Raw genomic sequence first — 15,695 nt, 5'->3', positions numbered from 1 at the left:
GCTGAGGGCATCCCTCAACTGGCGCTCGAGGGACGGCCGGTCAGCGCCCCCGGATCTCGCTCCTGCCATGACCGCTCTCGGCGTCGCGCTCCACGAGGAAGCCACCCTCGACCTCTTGGTGGCCGGCCTGTCACGCCAGGCATAGAGACGTCGGCGCCGCCATGCTGGGCATTGCCACATTGCCCATCTGCAGAACCTCGCCCTCACGGGGTAACTCCCGCCCCATACGAGGCCGGAGAGACCCAAGGGAGGCGGCTCCCCGCCGCCCGGGCTCAGAGAATGCTCAGTCGATACAGAACTCGTTGCCCTCGATGTCCAGCATCGGGATGCACGCGTCGTTGCCGTCATACAGCGTTTGCACGTGTACCGCACCGAGAGGGACCAGTCGCGTGCATTCGGCCTCAAGTGCGGTGAGGCGCTCCTTACCCACGAGTCCGGTGCCGACCCGCACATCAAGATGAACCCGGTTCTTGACGGCCTTCCCCTCGGGAACGCGCTGGAAGTACAGTCGCGGGCCCACGCCTGTGGGATCTATGCAGGCGAACCATGAATCCCGCTGCTCAGGTGGCTGCGAACGCTTGAAATCGTCCCAAGTGACAAACCCCTCTGGTGGCGGCGGTATTACGTACCCCAACACCTGGCACCAGAATCGAGCGAGACGCTCAGGTTCTGCGCAGTCGAAGGTGACTTGGAACTTCTTGATCGCTGACATCGGCGCACCGTAGCAGGCGGACTCTGCCGCTCACCTCCCCAGGTATATCCGCTGCCACCCATCGCGCGTCCCGGGCAGCTTTGGACGCAAAGTGATCAAACGGGACAGTCCGCGAGAACGGCGTGACCGAACCTGTCACCCAAACCTGCATCAGACTCGCGGAGGCGATCAGCGCGCCCTTCATGCCGCCCTGCCAGACGGGTAGCCGACGTGATGTTGGAAGATCGCGGAAGACACGGCGCGGTCCTTGCGTAGTTAGAGTCAGGTAGACAGGGCCGCAGGCCCCGTTTGATCAGACGGGGCCTGCGGGATGTTGGTTTCAGCAGTGAGTGGCGGGTGTCTGGAACGTGCCGCCGCTGTAGTTGAGTACGCCGGTGATGCTCTTGCAGTACGCGGTGGCACCCAGGCCGAACGACTTCTTCACCGTCTGGCCCGAGCCGATGGAGGTGGCGGAGGCGTACTTCGTAGACCCGGCGTAGGTGTAGCCGAGCTTGGCGCCTCGGTGGAGCTGACCACGAGGTGCCTGGGAGCGGTCGCTTGCCGCTTCCACGGGCGGTACTTCCAGCACACCGCCAAGATCAGCGGTCCCCGGCGCCTGCGCGGCGCCGACTTCGTCATCCCTGACCTGCGGGCCGGCTTCGGCTACGTCCTCGCCGCGCTCGTCGCCGACGGCACGAGCACCATCGCCGGAACCGCTATCTGGAGCGTGGCTACGAAGCGCGTGTCGCCAAGCTGGCTGTGGTCGGAGCCCGCATCACCACTCAGCCCGTCTGACGCACCCCCGCGTTGTCCTCCTGCTCCACGGACGCGGCGGACTACGCGGCCCTTCCCGAAGGGATTCACCGAAGCGCGGCAGCCCGGTCGGCGGTCGGGGCGGCCATCACCGCGTCGTTGGCGGCCTCGGCGCTCAGCCCTTGGTTCCAAGCTCGGACCGATAAATCCAGGCCATATCTTTCCCCCGCCGAACGGGACAGGGGGGCGAACAGCCATGAGGAAACGAGCCAAGAGACCGGCGCCACGCTGTACGGCGGTGGACGACGTCAGCACCGTGAACGGCCGATCGAACCCGATGTCCAGGTACATCGGGAACTCAAAGGAACGGCTGCCCTACTCGCCTCATCCAAGTTTGATCACCGGTAGAGGGCGTCGCGTGGGTCGGTCCACGTATCCTCGGTTCCGTGCCCCGCAATGCGAAGAAGCCCCGTCGGCTCGTCGCCAACGGGCGTGTGTACATGTGGACCATGCGTCACAGCCATAGTACGGATGACGGCGGCCGGTCCGTGGACTGCCGACAGACCCTCACCCTGTCCCCGCAGCCGGTCGGCACCGGCGGCCCGCTGCGCATCGTGTTCGCCGGCGGCCCCGGCCGGTTCGTCCCGGGCGGAGCCCCCTTGGGCTCCGGGGACGTGGGCTTCACCCGGGGCAAGTCCCTGAACCTGCACGAGCCGGGCGCCGTACGGGCCCTGCTCGAGGTGGCGCTGTCCCACGGTTGGCAGCCGGGGGAGCGACGGCTGGTGGAAGTCGACGGCTGGACCCTGCTGAAGGAGGCAGGCGCGCGAGCTGGGGACGACGCCCGCGTCGTCGGCCAGTAGGGGGGTGACTCGAGACATCTACCGTGACCAGGTCCGGCAACGCCGCATCGTGCCGGCCATTGCCCTGCGGGTGCCGAAAATTCATCCGCCCTGCTCAGGCCGCCGCACGGTGGTACTCGTGGATGGTTCCGCCTGTGGGGGCGGTGTCCGTTGTAGAAGGACTCGAACTCGCGCAGAGCGTGGAGCAGGTGGCGTTGGTCCAGATCAGGGTACGGTCCAGCAGCTCCCTGCGGCAGGTCTGTATCCAGCGCTCCATGAGGGAGTTCAGTCGTGGCATCCGAACGCCACTCCTCACGATCTCGAGTCCGGCAACGGCCAGCACCGCGTCGAAGGCGGCAGCGAACCTGGAGTCCTGGTCGCGGATGAGGAATCTGGTCTTGTTGCCTGCGTCCTGAAGGTCCATGGCGAGGTTGCGTCCCAGCTGCACCGCCCAGTCCGCGGTGAGGTGTGCGGTGGCGCCCAGGATCCGGATGCGCCGGGTGCCGTGCTCGACGGGTTGGCGGGTCCACTTCACTCGCCGAGACCTGGTCGGCCCGTGAGCAGGCCGACTTGGCCCGCCGGGGCTAATGGGGGACTGGAGAGCGTGGGGGGGGGAGGGAGGTTCCTCCTGAGCGCGTGTTTGGTCTCAGGTCGGCTGGGGGCGGGCGACGGGTGGGACGGCGGTGGACTGCAACGTGGAAGACAGACCGGGCGATGTGTCGTCTGTCCGGTCCGCGCAGTGGGCGTATCGAAGTCACGCCCCACGTAACCTCTTCCTGTGTCAGCCTCCCGCCTGCATCGCGTCGCCGTCCTTGTGCTCGAGGGTGCGAAGCCGCTCGATGTCGGCATTCCCGCGCAGGTGTTCACGACCCGCGCGAGCATGCCGTACGAGGTGCGGGTGTGCGGCGCGGCACCCGGTCTCGTGACCGGCGGCGATGGCCTCGCGTACTACGTTGCCCACGGCCTCGACGCGCTTGCGTGGGCCGACATCGTCTTCGTCCCCGGCTACCGGTTCCCGGACCGTGACGACCCGCCGCAGGCCGTCATTGACGCACTGATCGCCGCCCACGACCGGGGCGCGCGGCTCGCCGCCATCTCGACGGGCGCCTTCGCGCTCGCCGCCACGGGGCTGCTCGACGGAAGGCGCGCCACGACGCACTGGCACTACACGCGGGCACTCGTGGCCAGGCATCCGCTCGTCCAGGTCGACGAGAACGTGCTGTTCGTCGACGAGGGCAGCGTGCTCACCTCGGCTGGCGCCGCCTCCGGCATCGACCTGTGCCTACACATCCTGCGCGGCGACCTCGGAGTGGCCGCGTCCAACCACGCGGCCCGGCGTCTGGTTGCCGCCCCGTACCGCAGCGGCGGCCAGGCCCAGTACGTGCCGCGCAGCGTCCCCGAACCGCTCGGCGAGCGGTTCGCCGCCACCCGCGAGTGGGCGCTGCACCGGCTCGGCGAGCCCCTCACTCTCGACACACTGGCGCGGCAGGCGGGGGTCTCGCCGCGCACGTTCTCCCGGCGCTTCGTCGAGGAGACCGGCTACACGCCGATGCAGTGGGTGATGCGCGCCCGCATCGACCTGGCCCGCGAACTGCTCGAGCGCTCGCAGCGCAGTGTCGAGCAGATCGCCGCCGACGTCGGGCTCGGCACCGGCGCGAACCTGCGCCTGCACTTCCAGCGCATCCTCGGCACCACACCGAGCGAGTACCGGCGCACCTTCACCCGGGGCGAGTAACCTGCCCGGCACCGCGTGGCGGGATCCTTTTGAACCATGGCGATCCCGCCACTGTCAGCGGCTCGAGCCGCGGACGACCCTGGTGGCGAAGGGAAGGGACATCACTCATGACTCGCATCGCCATCAACGGATTCGGCCGCATCGGACGCAATGTGCTGCGCGCACTACTGGAGCGCGACAGCGCCCTCGAGATCGTCGCCGTCAACGACCTGACGGAGCCCGCCACTCTCGCCCGGCTGCTCGCCTACGACAGTACGGCCGGCCGGCTCGGGCGCCCGGTGACCGTCGACGGGAACGCCCTCGTCGTTGACGGCCGTCGGATCACGGTGCTGGCCGAGCGGGAACCGGCGCAGCTGCCGTGGGCCGAACTCGGCGTCGACATCGTCCTGGAAGCCACCGGCCGCTTCACCTCGGCCAAGGCCGCCCGCGCCCACCTCGACGCGGGCGCGAAGAAGGTACTCGTCAGCGCGCCGTCGGACGGCGCCGACGTCACGCTCGCGTTCGGGGTCAACACCGACGCCTACGACCCGGCCGTGCACACGATCGTCTCGAACGCCTCCTGCACCACCAACGCGCTCGCGCCGCTGGCCGCGGTCCTCGACGAACTCGCCGGTATCGAGCACGGGTTCATGACGACGGTGCACGCCTACACGCAGGAGCAGAACCTGCAGGACGGCCCGCACCGCGACGCCCGTCGCGCCCGGGCCGCCGGCGTCAACATCGTGCCGACCACTACCGGTGCCGCCAAGGCGATCGGCCTGGTGCTGCCGAACCTCGACGGCAAGCTGTCGGGCGACTCGATCCGCGTACCGGTGCCGGTGGGCTCGATCGTCGAACTCAACACGACCGTCGCCCGCGACGTGACGCGCGACGACGTGCTGGCGGCGTACCGCGCCGCAGCGGAGGGGCCGCTCGCCGGCATCCTCGAGTACTCGGAGGACCCGCTCGTGTCGTCCGACATCGTGGGTAATCCCGCCTCGTCGATCTTTGACTCGGCCCTCACCCGCGTCGAGGGCCGCCACGTCAAGGTGGTCGCGTGGTACGACAATGAGTGGGGCTTCTCGAACCGCGTGATCGACACGCTCGAGTTCCTCGCCACCCGCTGACCGGGCGCCGGGGTGGTGCCCCGCCTCCGGCGACCGCGCGGGCCGGTGCTTCCTGGGCGCTCTGGTTGCCCGACGGGTCAACCAGAGCGCCCAGTCACAGGAGCGGGTCCGCCCGGCCTCCGGAGGGTGCGGGAGCGCCACGGCCGGTCAAGGGTCCTTCGAGCGTCGCCCCGCGAGGGTCTATGGCCACCCCCTGACAGTCCGCGACGCCCCTCGTAATCTGGCGGCTATCGGACGGACCTGCCCCCTGGTCAAAGCCCACAACCAAGTGGGGACGGAGAGCGGGGCTGGGTCGGCCTGGAACACCGTGCCCAAGGCGTCGGTGTACATGCTGTCGCGGTCTCGTATGAGGAAGCGCAGTGAATCCATACGCGCGCCGAGGTCGGTGGCGACGTTGCGGGCTTGCTGGGCGGCCCAGGCAGCTGTTGGGTGTGCGGTGACGCCGGCGACGTGCAGCGTGCGGGTGCCGTGTTCGAGGAAGGCCAGGGCGTACAGGCGCTGCAGGCCGATGGTGTTGATGCTCAAGAAGTCGCAGGCGATGATGCCATCGGCCTGCGCGGACAGGAACTCGCGCCAGGTTGGGCCGGCCCGGCGCGGGGCCGGATCGATGCCGGCCGAGTGCCGGCTTTCCCGGACCGTCGATGCGGCGATCGGGTGTCCGAGCCGGGCCAGTTCACCCTGGATCCGGCGATGACTCCATCGGCTGTTCTCCTGAGCGAGGTGCAGCGCGAGCTATTTGATGGCGGTGTTCGTGGGCGGCCGCCCTGGTCCGTGGCGCTGCTGAAAGTAGTCCCACGGCGACCAACTTGCGGTGCCATGCCAGTAGTGTGCCTGGCGTGAGGGGGAAGACGTGCGTCCAGCGGCGGCGGGGGATCAGCGAGGACAGGGCAGCGAGCCACAGCCGGTCCGCGGGTTCGTATCTGCCGAGAGGCAGCTGGACCGTGGTCACCCGACGTTGCTGCAGACGGGCGAAGCGCTCGGCCAGACCGAGATCGTCCAGCAGCGCCAGGGTCGAGGGACGCACTGTGTCGCCGCGGAAGTCGCGCAGAAAGTCCCCGTGTTTCTCCAGGACCGTGACGTCTGCTGTACGAGATCGGGGAGGGCGGCCTCGCCCTCGATCCGGCCCTCGCCTCCGGCATCGTCGGCGCATACGGCGGCGCGGTCTATCTGTCGCAGATCCTCGGCGCCTGGCTCGGTGACCGGCTCGTCAGCCCGCAGAAGATGGTCCTGTACGGGGCCGTCGTCATCACCACGGGGCATGTCGTGCTCGCCTTCGCGCCCGGCTTCTCGGGCCTCGGCGCCGGCCTGGTCCTCATCGTGCTGGGCACCGGCGCGCTCAAGACGAACATCACGTCGATCGTCGGCTTCGTCCTCGACCAGCACACGGACGACCGCTACCGCGACGCCGGATTCTCGTACTTCTACATGGCCATCAACATCGGCGCGGTGGTCGGCCCGCTCACCACCGGGCTCGCCCAGAACGAGCTCGGTTTCCACTTCGGATTCGGGCTCGCGGCCATCGGCATGGCCGGGGCGCTCATCCAGTACGTCGTGTCGATGAAACCGGCTCCCCGAGCGCGCCAAGACAGTCAACAATCCACCGCCGACGGGGCGTCGGCCGCTCCTGGCCGCTCTGGTCCTGGCCTGCGTCGCGGTCGTGGGCGGCGCCGTCGCCACCGGACTGCTCCGGGCGGGGAACCTGTCCACCGTGGTCACGATCACCGCGCTGGTGGCCGCGGCCGCCTACTTCCTCACGATGACAACATCGTCGGAGGTCACCCGCGACGAGCGCCGGCGCATCCTCGGCTATCTGCCGCTGTTCCTCGCCTCAGGTGTCTACTTCGGCTCCCTGTTCCAGAAGTTCACGGCCATCTCGATCCTGATCACCGAGCGGATCGATCTCCACATCGGCGGCTGGACGTTCCCCGTCGCCTGGATCACCACCGTCAGCCCCCTGGCGGCGGTCCTCATCACCCCGCTCATCGCCCGGTTGCGGAAGCGCCTCGGGGAGCGCCAGCCGGGCCCGGTGACCAAGGTCGCCATCGGACTGACCCAGATCGGCTGCGCCTATCTCTTCCTGCTGATCATCTCCGAGGCCACCGGCGACGCGGCGATCCCGCTCTTTCTCATCCTGCTGTTCATGATGGCCGCCGGATCTTCGGAGGTGTTCATCGGGCCGATCGGCCTGTCGCTGGCCACCCGGATCGGACCCGAGAAGTTCCGCTCGCAGATGGTCGGCCTGAACTTCCACACGCTCGCGCTGGGTTCGTCGCTCGCGGGGCTCCTCGGGCAGCTGTTCACCGTGATCGACAACGCCTCGTGCTTCACCGTCACCGCCGTGTGCGGCATCGGTATCGGTCTGGTCCTGTTCGCCGTACGCAAGCCGGTGGGGAGACTGCTGGAATCGGGGCTCGGGAGCTGAACCGAACCGGTCCGCGCGCTCAGCGGGCCCCAGCGCCACCGGCACCAGTGCCGCGTCGTCCGGCCTGCGGATGCCACGGCCCGTCAGCTCGTGGAAGCGGACGAAGCGGTGCTGGACTGTGTTGCGGTGGCGGCAGAGGGCGTCGGCCGTCTCCGCGATCGAGCCGCTGCCCGTCAGCTGGGTGCGGACCGTCTCCCGGAGGCGGTCCGCCTCGCTGCGTGAGACGCCGCAAGGGCAAGGTCAGGGGGCGGGGAATCCTGGTGAATCGGCGACTTCCCGCTCTGCGGCCGTGATGAGGCCGGTGACGGCGTCCGCCGCGTCCGCCCCGCGGCCCGCCGTCACCGCGTCCACCACTGCCCGGTGTCCGGGCAGTGACGAGGCGACGGCGCCCGGCGTCTGCGTACTGATGGCGAAGTGGTGGCGCAGGGCCACGTCGATGGCGCGCCCGAGCGAGCCGAGGAGACGGTTGCCGCCCGCGGCCAGGAGGGTGCGGTGGAAGGCGGTGTCCGCCTCCACGTAGGCCGTCCGGTCGCCGCGCGCCTCGGCGACCTCCATGGCGTCCATCGCGGCCCGCAGCGCGGCCAGTTGATCGGGCTGGCAGTGCTCCGCCGCCAGGCGTGCCGCCTCCGGTTCGACGATGCGGCGTAGCTGGCCCGTGTCGCGCAGCAGTTGGCGTGGATCGCACTCCTGCTGCCAGGCCAGGACGTCACGGTCCAGGTGATTCCACTGATCCGGGGGCAGTACCCGGGTGCCGGTGCGTGGGCGGGTGGTGAGCATTCCCTTCGCGGCGAGTGCCTTGACGGCTTCCCGCAACGCACCGCGGCTGACGCCGAGTTCGAGTGCGAGGTGGTCCTCGACGGGCATCGGCGAGGCGACCGGGAAGGCGCCCGAGACGATGTGGCGGCCGAGTTCGTCGACGAGCTGCTGATGCCCTGTTCGGCCGATGCGGACCGCTGGGTTCTTCGGATCCGTTCGGTCCGTTCGGCCGGTACGGGCTTTCGCCACCATCTCGTGCGCACCCCCTGGACGGTTCGATCGAATCATTCAATGATTGCCCGGCATCGTACGCGCTCCTGTCCCCAACGGCTCCCGGAGACGCCAAAGATGACCGACACCGACCGCACGCCCTCCCCATCCTCCCCGCCCCCGCCGTTCCCCCTGCGTACCAAGCTCCTCCCGGCACCGGCCGTCCGGGAGCTGCCTGCCCCGCCCGTGAAGACATGGCGCATCATCGGACCCGGCATCGTGGCTGCCGGAGTCGGCCTGTCCTCGGGCGAGTTCATCCTCTGGCCCTACATCGCCTCGCAGGCCGGCCTGGTCTTCCTGTGGGGTGCGGTGGTGGGCGTGGTCACTCAGTGGTTCCTCAACATGGAGATCGAGCGGTACACGCTCGCGACCGGCGAGACCGCAGTCACCGGCTTCAACCGCTACTGGCGGCACTGGGGCCTGGTCATGGTGGCACTCACGTACGCGGCGAACCTGTGGCCGGGCTGGGCCATCAGTTCGGCGACGATGCTCAGTTATGTCTTCGGCGGCAAGCCCGCCTGGATCGGAATCGGCCTGCTGGTCGTCATCGGCCTGATCCTCACCCTCGCGCCCGTCGTCTACAACGCGCTCGAGAAGATGCTCGGCGTGAAGATCGTCCTGATCGGCGGCTTCTTCGTGGTGGCCCTCGCCCTCGCGATCACCGCCGCCACCGTGGGCGACCTGCCGAAGGCCGTCACCGAGGCGACGTTCCCGTCCGAGCTCGGCGTGGCCGTCCTCATGGGCGCCCTCGCCTACGCGGGCGCCGGCGGTGGGCAGAACCTGGTGCAGAGCAACTGGATCCGCGACAAGGGCTTTGGTATGGGCCACTACGTGCCTCGCCTGGTCAGCCCCGTCACCGGCAAGGAGGAGGCCGGCGGTTCGGCCGTCGGTTACGTCTTCGAGCCGAACGAGACCAACATGGCGCGCTGGCGCCGCTGGTGGCGGTTCGCCAACGCCGAGCAGGCAATCACCTTTGCCCTGGTCACCATCGTCACGATCATCCTGTCGTCGATGCTGGCGCACTCCACGCTGTACGGCACCGGCGGGCTCGAGAACAACGTGGGCTTCGTCGAGAAGGAGGGCCTCGTCCTGCAGGAGAGGGTCGGTGACTGGTTCGGCGTGTTCTTCTGGCTGATCGGCGCGTTCTCTCTGTTCAGCGCCGCCACCGGCATCGTCGACTACACCAGCCGGATGACCGCCGACGTGCTCAAGTCGACGTATTTGCACGGCAGTCGGCTCAGCGAGTCGCGGATCTACGCACGTCTTGTGTGGATCCTCGTGGCCGTCGGCGCACTGGTGCTGCTGCTCGGCCTCGACCAGCCGCTCGTCCTGCTCGTCATCTCGGCCTGCGTGTCCGGCCTGATGATGTTCGTCTACGCGATCCTGCTGCTCGTCATGAATCGCACCGCACTGCCCAAACCCCTGAAGGTGCACGGCTACCGGGTGGCCGCGCTGGTGTGGGCGGTGCTGCTGTTCGGTGTGCTGTCCGTCCTGACGGTGCGGCAGCAGCTCGACAACCTCTTCGGCTGAGGCCCCTCGCCCCGACCCCCGTTCACGTAGTAAAGGAGTGATCCGCATGTCCGAAGGCCACCCCCACCCGTCCGGCCGGCGCAGCCAGGCCTGGTTCGGAGCCGAGGGCCGCGGCGGAATGGTGTACCGCTCGTGGATGCGCAACCAGGGCTTCGGGCCCGAGGTCTTCGACGGTCGGCCCGTGATCGGAGTCGCCGTCTCGGCGTCAGAACTCGCGCCTTGCAACGCCCACTTGACCCAAGTCGCCGAGTCCGTGAAGCGAGGCGTGTGGCAGGCAGGGGGATTCCCGCTGGAGTTCCCCACGATGGCGACGGGCGAGACCCTCATGCGGCCCACGGCCATGTTGTACCGCAACCTCATGGCGATGGAGGTCGAGGAGCTGATCCGCGCCAACCCGCTCGACGGCGTGGTGCTGCTTTCCGGCTGCGACAAGACGACGCCGGCCATGCTGATGGGCGCCGCCAGTGTCGACCTGCCAGCGCTGATGGTCACCGGCGGGCCCATGCTCAACGGCAAGTTCCAGGGTCGCGACGTCGGTTCGGGCACCGCTGTCTGGCAGTTCGAGGCCGACGTCAAGGCCGGGCGGATGACACAGGAGGAGTGCCTCTTCGCCGAGGGCTGCATGGCCCGCTCAAACGGCCACTGCATGACGATGGGCACCGCCTCCACCATGGCGTGCATGGCAGAGACCCTCGGCATGCAGTTGCCCGGCTCCGCCACGTGGCCTGCCGTCGACATGCGTCGCTACGAGACCGCGCAGCGGGCGGGCCGCCGCATCGTGGAGATGGTCGAGGAGGGGCTGTGCCCCTCGCGGATCCTCACCCGGGAGTCGTTCGAGAACGCGATCCGCACTAACGCCGCGATCGGCGGCTCGACCAACGCGATCATCCACCTCACGGCCCTGGCCGGGCGGGTCGGCGTACACCTCGACGCCGAGGACTTCGACCAACTCGCCCGCGATGTACCGACGTTGCTGAACCTCATGCCGTCCGGGAAGTACCTGATGGAGGACTTCTGCTACGCGGGCGGACTGCCCGCCGTCCACAACGAGTTGGTGCGGGCCGGGCTACTGCACGCCGGACAGCTCACCGTGACGGGCAACAGCATCCGCGAGAACGTCGCGGACGCCGAGCGCGTGGGCGACGACGTGATCACGCCCGTCGACGCCCCCTTCCAGCCGGCCGGCACCGGCACCGCGGTGCTGCGCGGCAACCTCTGCCCGGACGGCGCCGTCATCAAGCAGTCCGCGGCATCCCCGCACCTGCTCACCCACACCGGCACGGCCCGCGTCTTCGATTCCCCGGAGGCGTACCACACGGTGTGCGACGACCCGGACCTGGACGTCGACGCGAGCACGGTCCTCGTCATCCGCGGCGCAGGCCCCAAGGGCTATCCCGGCATGCCCGAGGTCGCCAATGTGCCGCTGCCGACGAAGCTGCTGAAGGCGGGCGTCACCGACATGGTGCGGATCTGCGACGGCCGCATGAGCGGCACCGGGTACGGCACAGTCGTCCTGCACGTCGCCCCGGAGGCGGCGATCGGCGGTCCCCTGGCGCTGGTACAGGACGGGGACACAATCTCCCTGGACGTGTCGAAGCGATCGCTGCAATTGGACGTCGATGAGGCTGAGTTGGAGCGGCGCGCCGCCGCATGGCAACCACCCGCGCCGCAACACGACAGCGGCTACGCCTGGTTGTACACGCAGCACGTCGAAGGCGCCGACCGAGGTGCCGACTTCGACTTTCTCCGTGGCTGCCGCGGACACGCCGTCCCCCGTGACTCGCATTGACCCGACCACGGGAGTGGACCATGTCCGTCACCGCCGAGTCTGTCCTGGCCGCGGATGTCGCCTCCGCTCGTCGCCAGGGTCCAGGAACCCGAGTGGGGACGGTCCGTGCGTCGCGCCGCCCGCGACGGACGCGCGCGCTGCCCATCGAAATGTCCCACCACTTCCCGATCCCGCAGTTCCCCTACGTCCGCAACGGCTGCGTCCAGCACGGCAGCTCACTGGAGGAACCGGCCCGCGTCTGCGGCATCGACCCGGTCCAACTACGCAGCGCCGTCGAGGAGCTCAACGAGAACGCCAAGTGTGGCGTCGGTCCCGACTTCGCCCGTGGCGAGACGGCGTACAACACCAAGTCGGGCGACTACGCGCACACGGGCCCGAACCCGTCCCTTGGCCCCATCGAACAGGGCCCCTGCTACGCGATCCCGTCGGGCGGTATCAACATCGGCCCGGCGATGACGTTCGGCGGTCATCGCGTTCGGCACGACCCTGAGATTGCCCTGGGTGTCGCCGACGACATCGGCGGCGACCGTGGCGTGCGCGTATTTGCATCCCACCTGGCACTACTCCCCCCGGAACCTCAGGTGCCGGTCTCCAGGTGTCCATGACCAGGGGAAGCCTCAAAGGGAGCGGTCGTGTGCTGGGACCGCGGCCGGGACCGGGAGTTCGTCGGCCCCGAGACCGGGCTGCCCGCCAGGCGGTCCGCTACGCCATCGACCACAAAGCCCTGCTGGACACCTGCTGGATGCGGACGCGGCGGTTGGCATGTTCGATGACGGCGAAGATGCACAGGGTCGTCCCGCTGAGCGTGGTGGCGGTGAAGAAGTCGCGGGCCAGGATTGCGTGGGCCTGGCTGCGCAGGAAGGCGGCCCAGCTCTGGCGGTCGCGTTCGGGTGCGGGCTCGATTCCGTGTGCCCGGAGGATCTCCCACACGGTGGAGGGTGCGGCCTCCTTGATGCTGAGGGCGGCGAGTTCGCCGTGGATCCGCCGGTAGCCCCAGCCTGGATTCTCGTCCGCCGGGCGCAGGACGAGAGCCTGGATGGCGCGGCGGGTCGGCGGTCTGCCGGCCCGCTTGCGGCGGGAGGCATCGGTGTGGCGGCGGCGCATGAGGTCGCGGTGCCACCGCAGGATCGTGTCCGGTGAGACGATCAGGCGCAGGTGCCGCGGCCTGGGCCTGGGTAGCTGGTGGAGGAGCGCAGCGAGGAAGGCTCGGTCCGCCGTGGTGATACGCGGCCTGTCGATCTGGCGCTGCAGGACGGCCAATTGGTGGCGCAGCGTCAATATCTCGATCTTCTTGTCAACCTTGTCCATCGGAAGCAGCCGCATGAAGGCGAACACGCTCGACACGGCGAGGTAGGTCAGTCGCAGCAGCACGATCCAGCAGCCTGACACGCCCATCCGGCAACCGTCGGCCACTCATGAGAACACGCAGGTCACGAACGATGGATGAGGTATTCGGCACCCGCAGGTGCCGCAGCTGCTCCACCGGCACGTGGTGGAGCAGCTGCGGCGAGGATGGTGCGGTCGATGTCGGTGAACGTGGGCCTGCCGACCTGGCGTTGCGGGACCAGTAGCTGGTCCCGCAGCGTCAGTATCTCCACGTCCTTCTCCCGGCCGCTCATCGGCAACAGCGCAGCAGGGCGAGGGCGTTGGACGCAGCGAGGTAGGCCAGGCGCAACAGCACGACAGGTCATGATGCCGTCCCCGGTCAAGGTGAAGACAGCCGGGGAGCGACGGGCACGGCCGAGATCAGTGATCAAGGTCGTGACCTGGCCGGATGATGTGTCGGCACTCGCAATGTTGGTGCAGGGGGCGTACGGCTGCCGACCGAACTCAGGTCGCCCGAGCCGCTGCTTTCGATACGCGATCTTGCCTAGCGAAATCCACCTGGACGCAACAGAGAAGCAGAGGTGCACCAGGATGCCTGGCCTGGGTAAATACTCCTCCGTAGCTCTCGCGTGTTCACGCGGCTTCCCGGCCGCATGTGTGCTGAATCCGTTCCGCGCAGGCACCGGTCTACGGTCTCCGGACGACCTTGAGGGTGGTGGCTCGCGTGCCGGAGGTCACCATGGCGTGGACGTAGCTTGCGCCGTAGCGGCCGTACTTGATGTGGTAGGCGGCGTCGACGCGGTCGTTGATGGCGTAGTTGGTCTCTGACGTAACGGTGACGCGACTCGACGTCGGATGAAGGTCAAAGCGAGTCAGGAGATTGCCCGGAGCCGGCTGGGGGACCGGCGGCGGAGTTGGTCGACGGCCTGGGCCGTCCTCTCGTCCGCGGGGAGGAAGACGACCAGTTGCTGAGCATCCGAGGGGAGTTCGAGCGTCTCGCGGAGCAGCCGAAGTTCGCCTCCGGACGGGTGGTTGAGGCGGAGAGCTCCACGTTGCGGAACCACGTGACGGTTCAGGCGGCGTGTGAAGTCGGCGCCGCCGGTGGGGGCGAGTTCTGCCCTGAACCACTCGGAGTTTTCGACGGACGGTGCGAGCCACAGGTCGAAGACCTGCTCGTCCGCGACGTCGTCCCAGCCGGCGAAGAACGTCCGGGCGCGAGGGTCGGTGAAGAGGTAGCGGGTGAGGTTCGGGGCGTCGGCGTCGAGCAGTCCGGTTCCGCTGGTCACGGACTCGTAGCCGCTGGTGTGGGCGAGGATGTCGCCCAGCCGGTTGGTCACCATGGCGATTCCGGGTTCAAGGAGGCGGAGTGTCTCCAGGACCGACGTACGGACGTCGCGGCGCGGTGGTGCGGGCCGGGTGTGAGCGGAACATTCGCCGCCAGTGATCTTCGTAAGGTAGCGCAGGTGGTTGCGTTCCGACGGGTCGAGGCTGAGCGCATCGGCCAGAGCGTTCACCACCGCCACCGAAGGATTACGGTCACGGCCCTGTTCGATGCGGGTCAGGTATTCGACGCTGATGCCCGCCCGCGCGGCGAGATCCAGGCGTCGTAGACCCGGTGACCGACGTCGGCCGCGATCCGGTAGGCCCAGCGATTCCGGCTGGGTGCTGTCGCGCTTGGCCCGGATGAAGTCCCCTAACGGCGTACCCATGTTGGGAGCATAGGCTGCGGCCCGCTGATCGCGGAGTGCTCAGACTGGCCCTGTGGGGGCCAGCCTGAACACGGTCTGGCTGGCTCCACGGCGCGGGCTGATCGTGGTGGGCATGGAAAAGAACAGGCACAAGCTGTTGATCATCGTCGGAAGCGTCCGGGATGGACGGTTCGGCCCCGTCGTGGCCTCGTGGGTCGTCGAACAGGCAGGCATTCACCGTGGTTTCGATGTGGAAGTCGTCGATCTGGCCGAGATCGACATCCCGTTGGCACTGCCTGCGGCATCGCCGAAGTACGCCGGCGACGACTACCCCCGTCCGGCCGGGATGGCGGCACTGACGTCGGCTCTGGAGAACGCTGACGCGTTCATCGTGGTCACACCGGAGTACAACCACAGCTATCCCGCGTCGTTGAAGGCGGCCATCGACTGGCATTTCACCCAGTGGACAGCCAAGCCCGTCGCCTTCGTCAGCTACGGCGGTGCAGCAGGTGGTCGGCACGCGGTGCTGCACCTGGAGAACGTGCTGACCGAGTTGCACGCGGTGACGATTCGCGATGGTCTGGCCTTCCCGAACTACTTCACGGCGTGGCAGGACGGCCGTCCCCTCGCCCCTGACGCCCCCGGGTACGCCAAGAAGCTGCTCGACCAGTTGGCCTGGTGGGCGGCCGCGCTCCGCTCGGCGCGCAACGCCGCTCCCTACCCGGCCTGAGCGTGGCGACGATGGAGGAATCTTCCGCTCGGGCGCACCGATCTGCTGGTCAGCAGGCTC

At 68.6% G+C, this 15,695-nt stretch carries 15 protein-coding genes and 5 pseudogenes; 9 read left to right on the top strand and 11 right to left on the bottom strand.

Annotation, left to right across the window (positions count from 1 at the left end):
• Positions 1–283 precede the first annotated feature (283 nt).
• Both ACY0PA_RS06550 and ACY0PA_RS06545 read right to left on the bottom strand, forming a co-directional pair.
• Entirely contained in the window at positions 284–712 is a 429-nt protein-coding gene (locus ACY0PA_RS06550) for a VOC family protein (RefSeq protein ID WP_473083770.1), read from the bottom strand.
• 319 nt (positions 713–1,031) lie between these two features.
• On the bottom strand, positions 1,032–1,280 hold the full coding sequence (locus tag ACY0PA_RS06545; protein WP_473083769.1) for a hypothetical protein: 249 nt from the start codon (positions 1,278–1,280) through the stop codon (positions 1,032–1,034).
• 610 nt (positions 1,281–1,890) lie between these two features.
• Here ACY0PA_RS06545 and ACY0PA_RS06540 point away from each other — a divergent pair.
• Positions 1,891–2,304: a hypothetical protein gene (locus ACY0PA_RS06540; protein WP_473083768.1), complete on the top strand. Its 414-nt coding sequence runs from the start codon at positions 1,891–1,893 to the stop codon at positions 2,302–2,304.
• Between the two features lie 110 nt (positions 2,305–2,414).
• Here the strand turns inward: ACY0PA_RS06540 and ACY0PA_RS06535 are convergent.
• Positions 2,415–2,797, bottom strand: a pseudogene (locus ACY0PA_RS06535) (integrase core domain-containing protein); the annotation flags it as partial.
• A gap of 264 nt (positions 2,798–3,061) precedes the next feature.
• Here ACY0PA_RS06535 and ACY0PA_RS06530 point away from each other — a divergent pair.
• A complete protein-coding gene (locus ACY0PA_RS06530) occupies positions 3,062–4,018 on the top strand; it encodes a GlxA family transcriptional regulator (RefSeq protein ID WP_329567852.1) in 957 nt (318 codons plus the stop codon).
• Between the two features lie 107 nt (positions 4,019–4,125).
• The gene (gene gap / locus ACY0PA_RS06525) at positions 4,126–5,124 is read left to right on the top strand and encodes a type I glyceraldehyde-3-phosphate dehydrogenase (RefSeq protein WP_329567851.1); all 999 of its coding nucleotides are present in this window, start codon (positions 4,126–4,128) and stop codon (positions 5,122–5,124) included.
• A gap of 180 nt (positions 5,125–5,304) precedes the next feature.
• Here gap and ACY0PA_RS06520 read toward each other — a convergent pair whose 3' ends face one another.
• Together ACY0PA_RS06520 and ACY0PA_RS06515 are read right to left on the bottom strand one after the other, a co-directional pair.
• Entirely contained in the window at positions 5,305–5,649 is a 345-nt protein-coding gene (locus tag ACY0PA_RS06520) for a hypothetical protein (RefSeq protein ID WP_473083767.1), read from the bottom strand.
• 397 nt (positions 5,650–6,046) lie between these two features.
• Positions 6,047–6,193, bottom strand: a pseudogene (locus ACY0PA_RS06515) (FAD-dependent oxidoreductase); the annotation flags it as partial.
• Positions 6,194–6,204: 11 nt separating this feature from the next.
• Here ACY0PA_RS06515 and ACY0PA_RS06510 point away from each other — a divergent pair.
• Positions 6,205–6,663, top strand: a pseudogene (locus tag ACY0PA_RS06510) (oligopeptide:H+ symporter); the annotation flags it as partial.
• A 118-nt stretch (positions 6,664–6,781) separates the two neighbouring features.
• Positions 6,782–7,546: a POT-type proton-dependent oligopeptide transporter gene (locus ACY0PA_RS06505; protein ID WP_473083766.1), complete on the top strand. Its 765-nt coding sequence runs from the start codon at positions 6,782–6,784 to the stop codon at positions 7,544–7,546.
• 42 nt (positions 7,547–7,588) lie between these two features.
• Here ACY0PA_RS06505 and ACY0PA_RS06500 read toward each other — a convergent pair.
• Both ACY0PA_RS06500 and ACY0PA_RS06495 read right to left on the bottom strand, forming a co-directional pair.
• A pseudogene (locus ACY0PA_RS06500) lies at positions 7,589–7,735 on the bottom strand (helix-turn-helix domain-containing protein); the annotation flags it as partial.
• 51 nt (positions 7,736–7,786) lie between these two features.
• Complete coding sequence (locus ACY0PA_RS06495) at positions 7,787–8,554, bottom strand: FadR/GntR family transcriptional regulator (RefSeq protein WP_473083765.1); 768 nt, start codon at positions 8,552–8,554, stop codon at positions 7,787–7,789.
• Positions 8,555–8,650: 96 nt separating this feature from the next.
• Between ACY0PA_RS06495 and ACY0PA_RS06490 the strand changes: the two genes are divergently transcribed.
• The 3 genes from ACY0PA_RS06490 to ACY0PA_RS06480 all read left to right on the top strand — a co-directional run bounded on the left by ACY0PA_RS06490 (position 8,651) and on the right by ACY0PA_RS06480 (position 12,496).
• Complete coding sequence (locus ACY0PA_RS06490) at positions 8,651–10,102, top strand: Nramp family divalent metal transporter (RefSeq protein ID WP_473083764.1); 1,452 nt, start codon at positions 8,651–8,653, stop codon at positions 10,100–10,102.
• A gap of 118 nt (positions 10,103–10,220) precedes the next feature.
• Positions 10,221–11,891: an IlvD/Edd family dehydratase gene (locus ACY0PA_RS06485; protein ID WP_473086252.1), complete on the top strand. Its 1,671-nt coding sequence runs from the start codon at positions 10,221–10,223 to the stop codon at positions 11,889–11,891.
• Between the two features lie 20 nt (positions 11,892–11,911).
• Positions 11,912–12,496, top strand: coding sequence for a hypothetical protein (locus ACY0PA_RS06480; protein ID WP_473083763.1), 585 nt, complete (start codon positions 11,912–11,914; stop codon positions 12,494–12,496).
• Between the two features lie 136 nt (positions 12,497–12,632).
• On the opposite strand, the pseudogene ACY0PA_RS06475 reads toward ACY0PA_RS06480, so the two are convergent.
• The 4 genes and pseudogenes from ACY0PA_RS06475 to ACY0PA_RS06460 all read right to left on the bottom strand — a co-directional run.
• Positions 12,633–13,262: pseudogene (locus tag ACY0PA_RS06475) on the bottom strand (integrase); the annotation flags it as partial.
• Positions 13,263–13,321: 59 nt separating this feature from the next.
• Positions 13,322–13,510, bottom strand: coding sequence for a hypothetical protein (locus ACY0PA_RS06470; RefSeq protein WP_473083762.1), 189 nt, complete (start codon positions 13,508–13,510; stop codon positions 13,322–13,324).
• A 394-nt stretch (positions 13,511–13,904) separates the two neighbouring features.
• The gene (locus ACY0PA_RS06465) at positions 13,905–14,093 is read right to left on the bottom strand and encodes a DUF2255 family protein (RefSeq protein WP_473086251.1); all 189 of its coding nucleotides are present in this window, start codon (positions 14,091–14,093) and stop codon (positions 13,905–13,907) included.
• Positions 14,090–14,926, bottom strand: coding sequence for a helix-turn-helix domain-containing protein (locus ACY0PA_RS06460; RefSeq protein WP_473083761.1), 837 nt, complete (start codon positions 14,924–14,926; stop codon positions 14,090–14,092). The genes ACY0PA_RS06465 and ACY0PA_RS06460 overlap by 4 nt, the downstream gene beginning before the upstream one ends.
• A gap of 112 nt (positions 14,927–15,038) precedes the next feature.
• Between ACY0PA_RS06460 and ACY0PA_RS06455 the strand changes: the two genes are divergently transcribed.
• Positions 15,039–15,635 (top strand): NADPH-dependent FMN reductase, encoded by a 597-nt coding sequence (locus ACY0PA_RS06455; protein WP_473086250.1) that lies wholly within the window; start codon positions 15,039–15,041, stop codon positions 15,633–15,635.
• Positions 15,636–15,695: the final 60 nt, after the last annotated feature.

This window comes from Streptomyces sp. DS1-CR2, assembly GCF_055760475.1.
Note: the sequence above shows the minus strand (reverse complement) of the source record. Positions and strands in the feature narration are given on the sequence as shown.

Coding starts and splice junctions, on each gene's coding strand:
- ACY0PA_RS06550 (WP_473083770.1), bottom strand. CDS start 712: ATGTCAGCGATCAAGAAGTTCCAAGTCACCTTCGACTGCGCAGAACCT.
- gap (WP_329567851.1), top strand. CDS start 4,126: ATGACTCGCATCGCCATCAACGGATTCGGCCGCATCGGACGCAATGTG.
- ACY0PA_RS06495 (WP_473083765.1), bottom strand. CDS start 8,554: ATGGTGGCGAAAGCCCGTACCGGCCGAACGGACCGAACGGATCCGAAG.
- ACY0PA_RS06490 (WP_473083764.1), top strand. CDS start 8,651: ATGACCGACACCGACCGCACGCCCTCCCCATCCTCCCCGCCCCCGCCG.
- ACY0PA_RS06485 (WP_473086252.1), top strand. CDS start 10,221: ATGGTGTACCGCTCGTGGATGCGCAACCAGGGCTTCGGGCCCGAGGTC.
- ACY0PA_RS06480 (WP_473083763.1), top strand. CDS start 11,912: ATGTCCGTCACCGCCGAGTCTGTCCTGGCCGCGGATGTCGCCTCCGCT.
- ACY0PA_RS06470 (WP_473083762.1), bottom strand. CDS start 13,510: ATGAGCGGCCGGGAGAAGGACGTGGAGATACTGACGCTGCGGGACCAG.
- ACY0PA_RS06460 (WP_473083761.1), bottom strand. CDS start 14,926: ATGGGTACGCCGTTAGGGGACTTCATCCGGGCCAAGCGCGACAGCACC.
- ACY0PA_RS06455 (WP_473086250.1), top strand. CDS start 15,039: ATGGAAAAGAACAGGCACAAGCTGTTGATCATCGTCGGAAGCGTCCGG.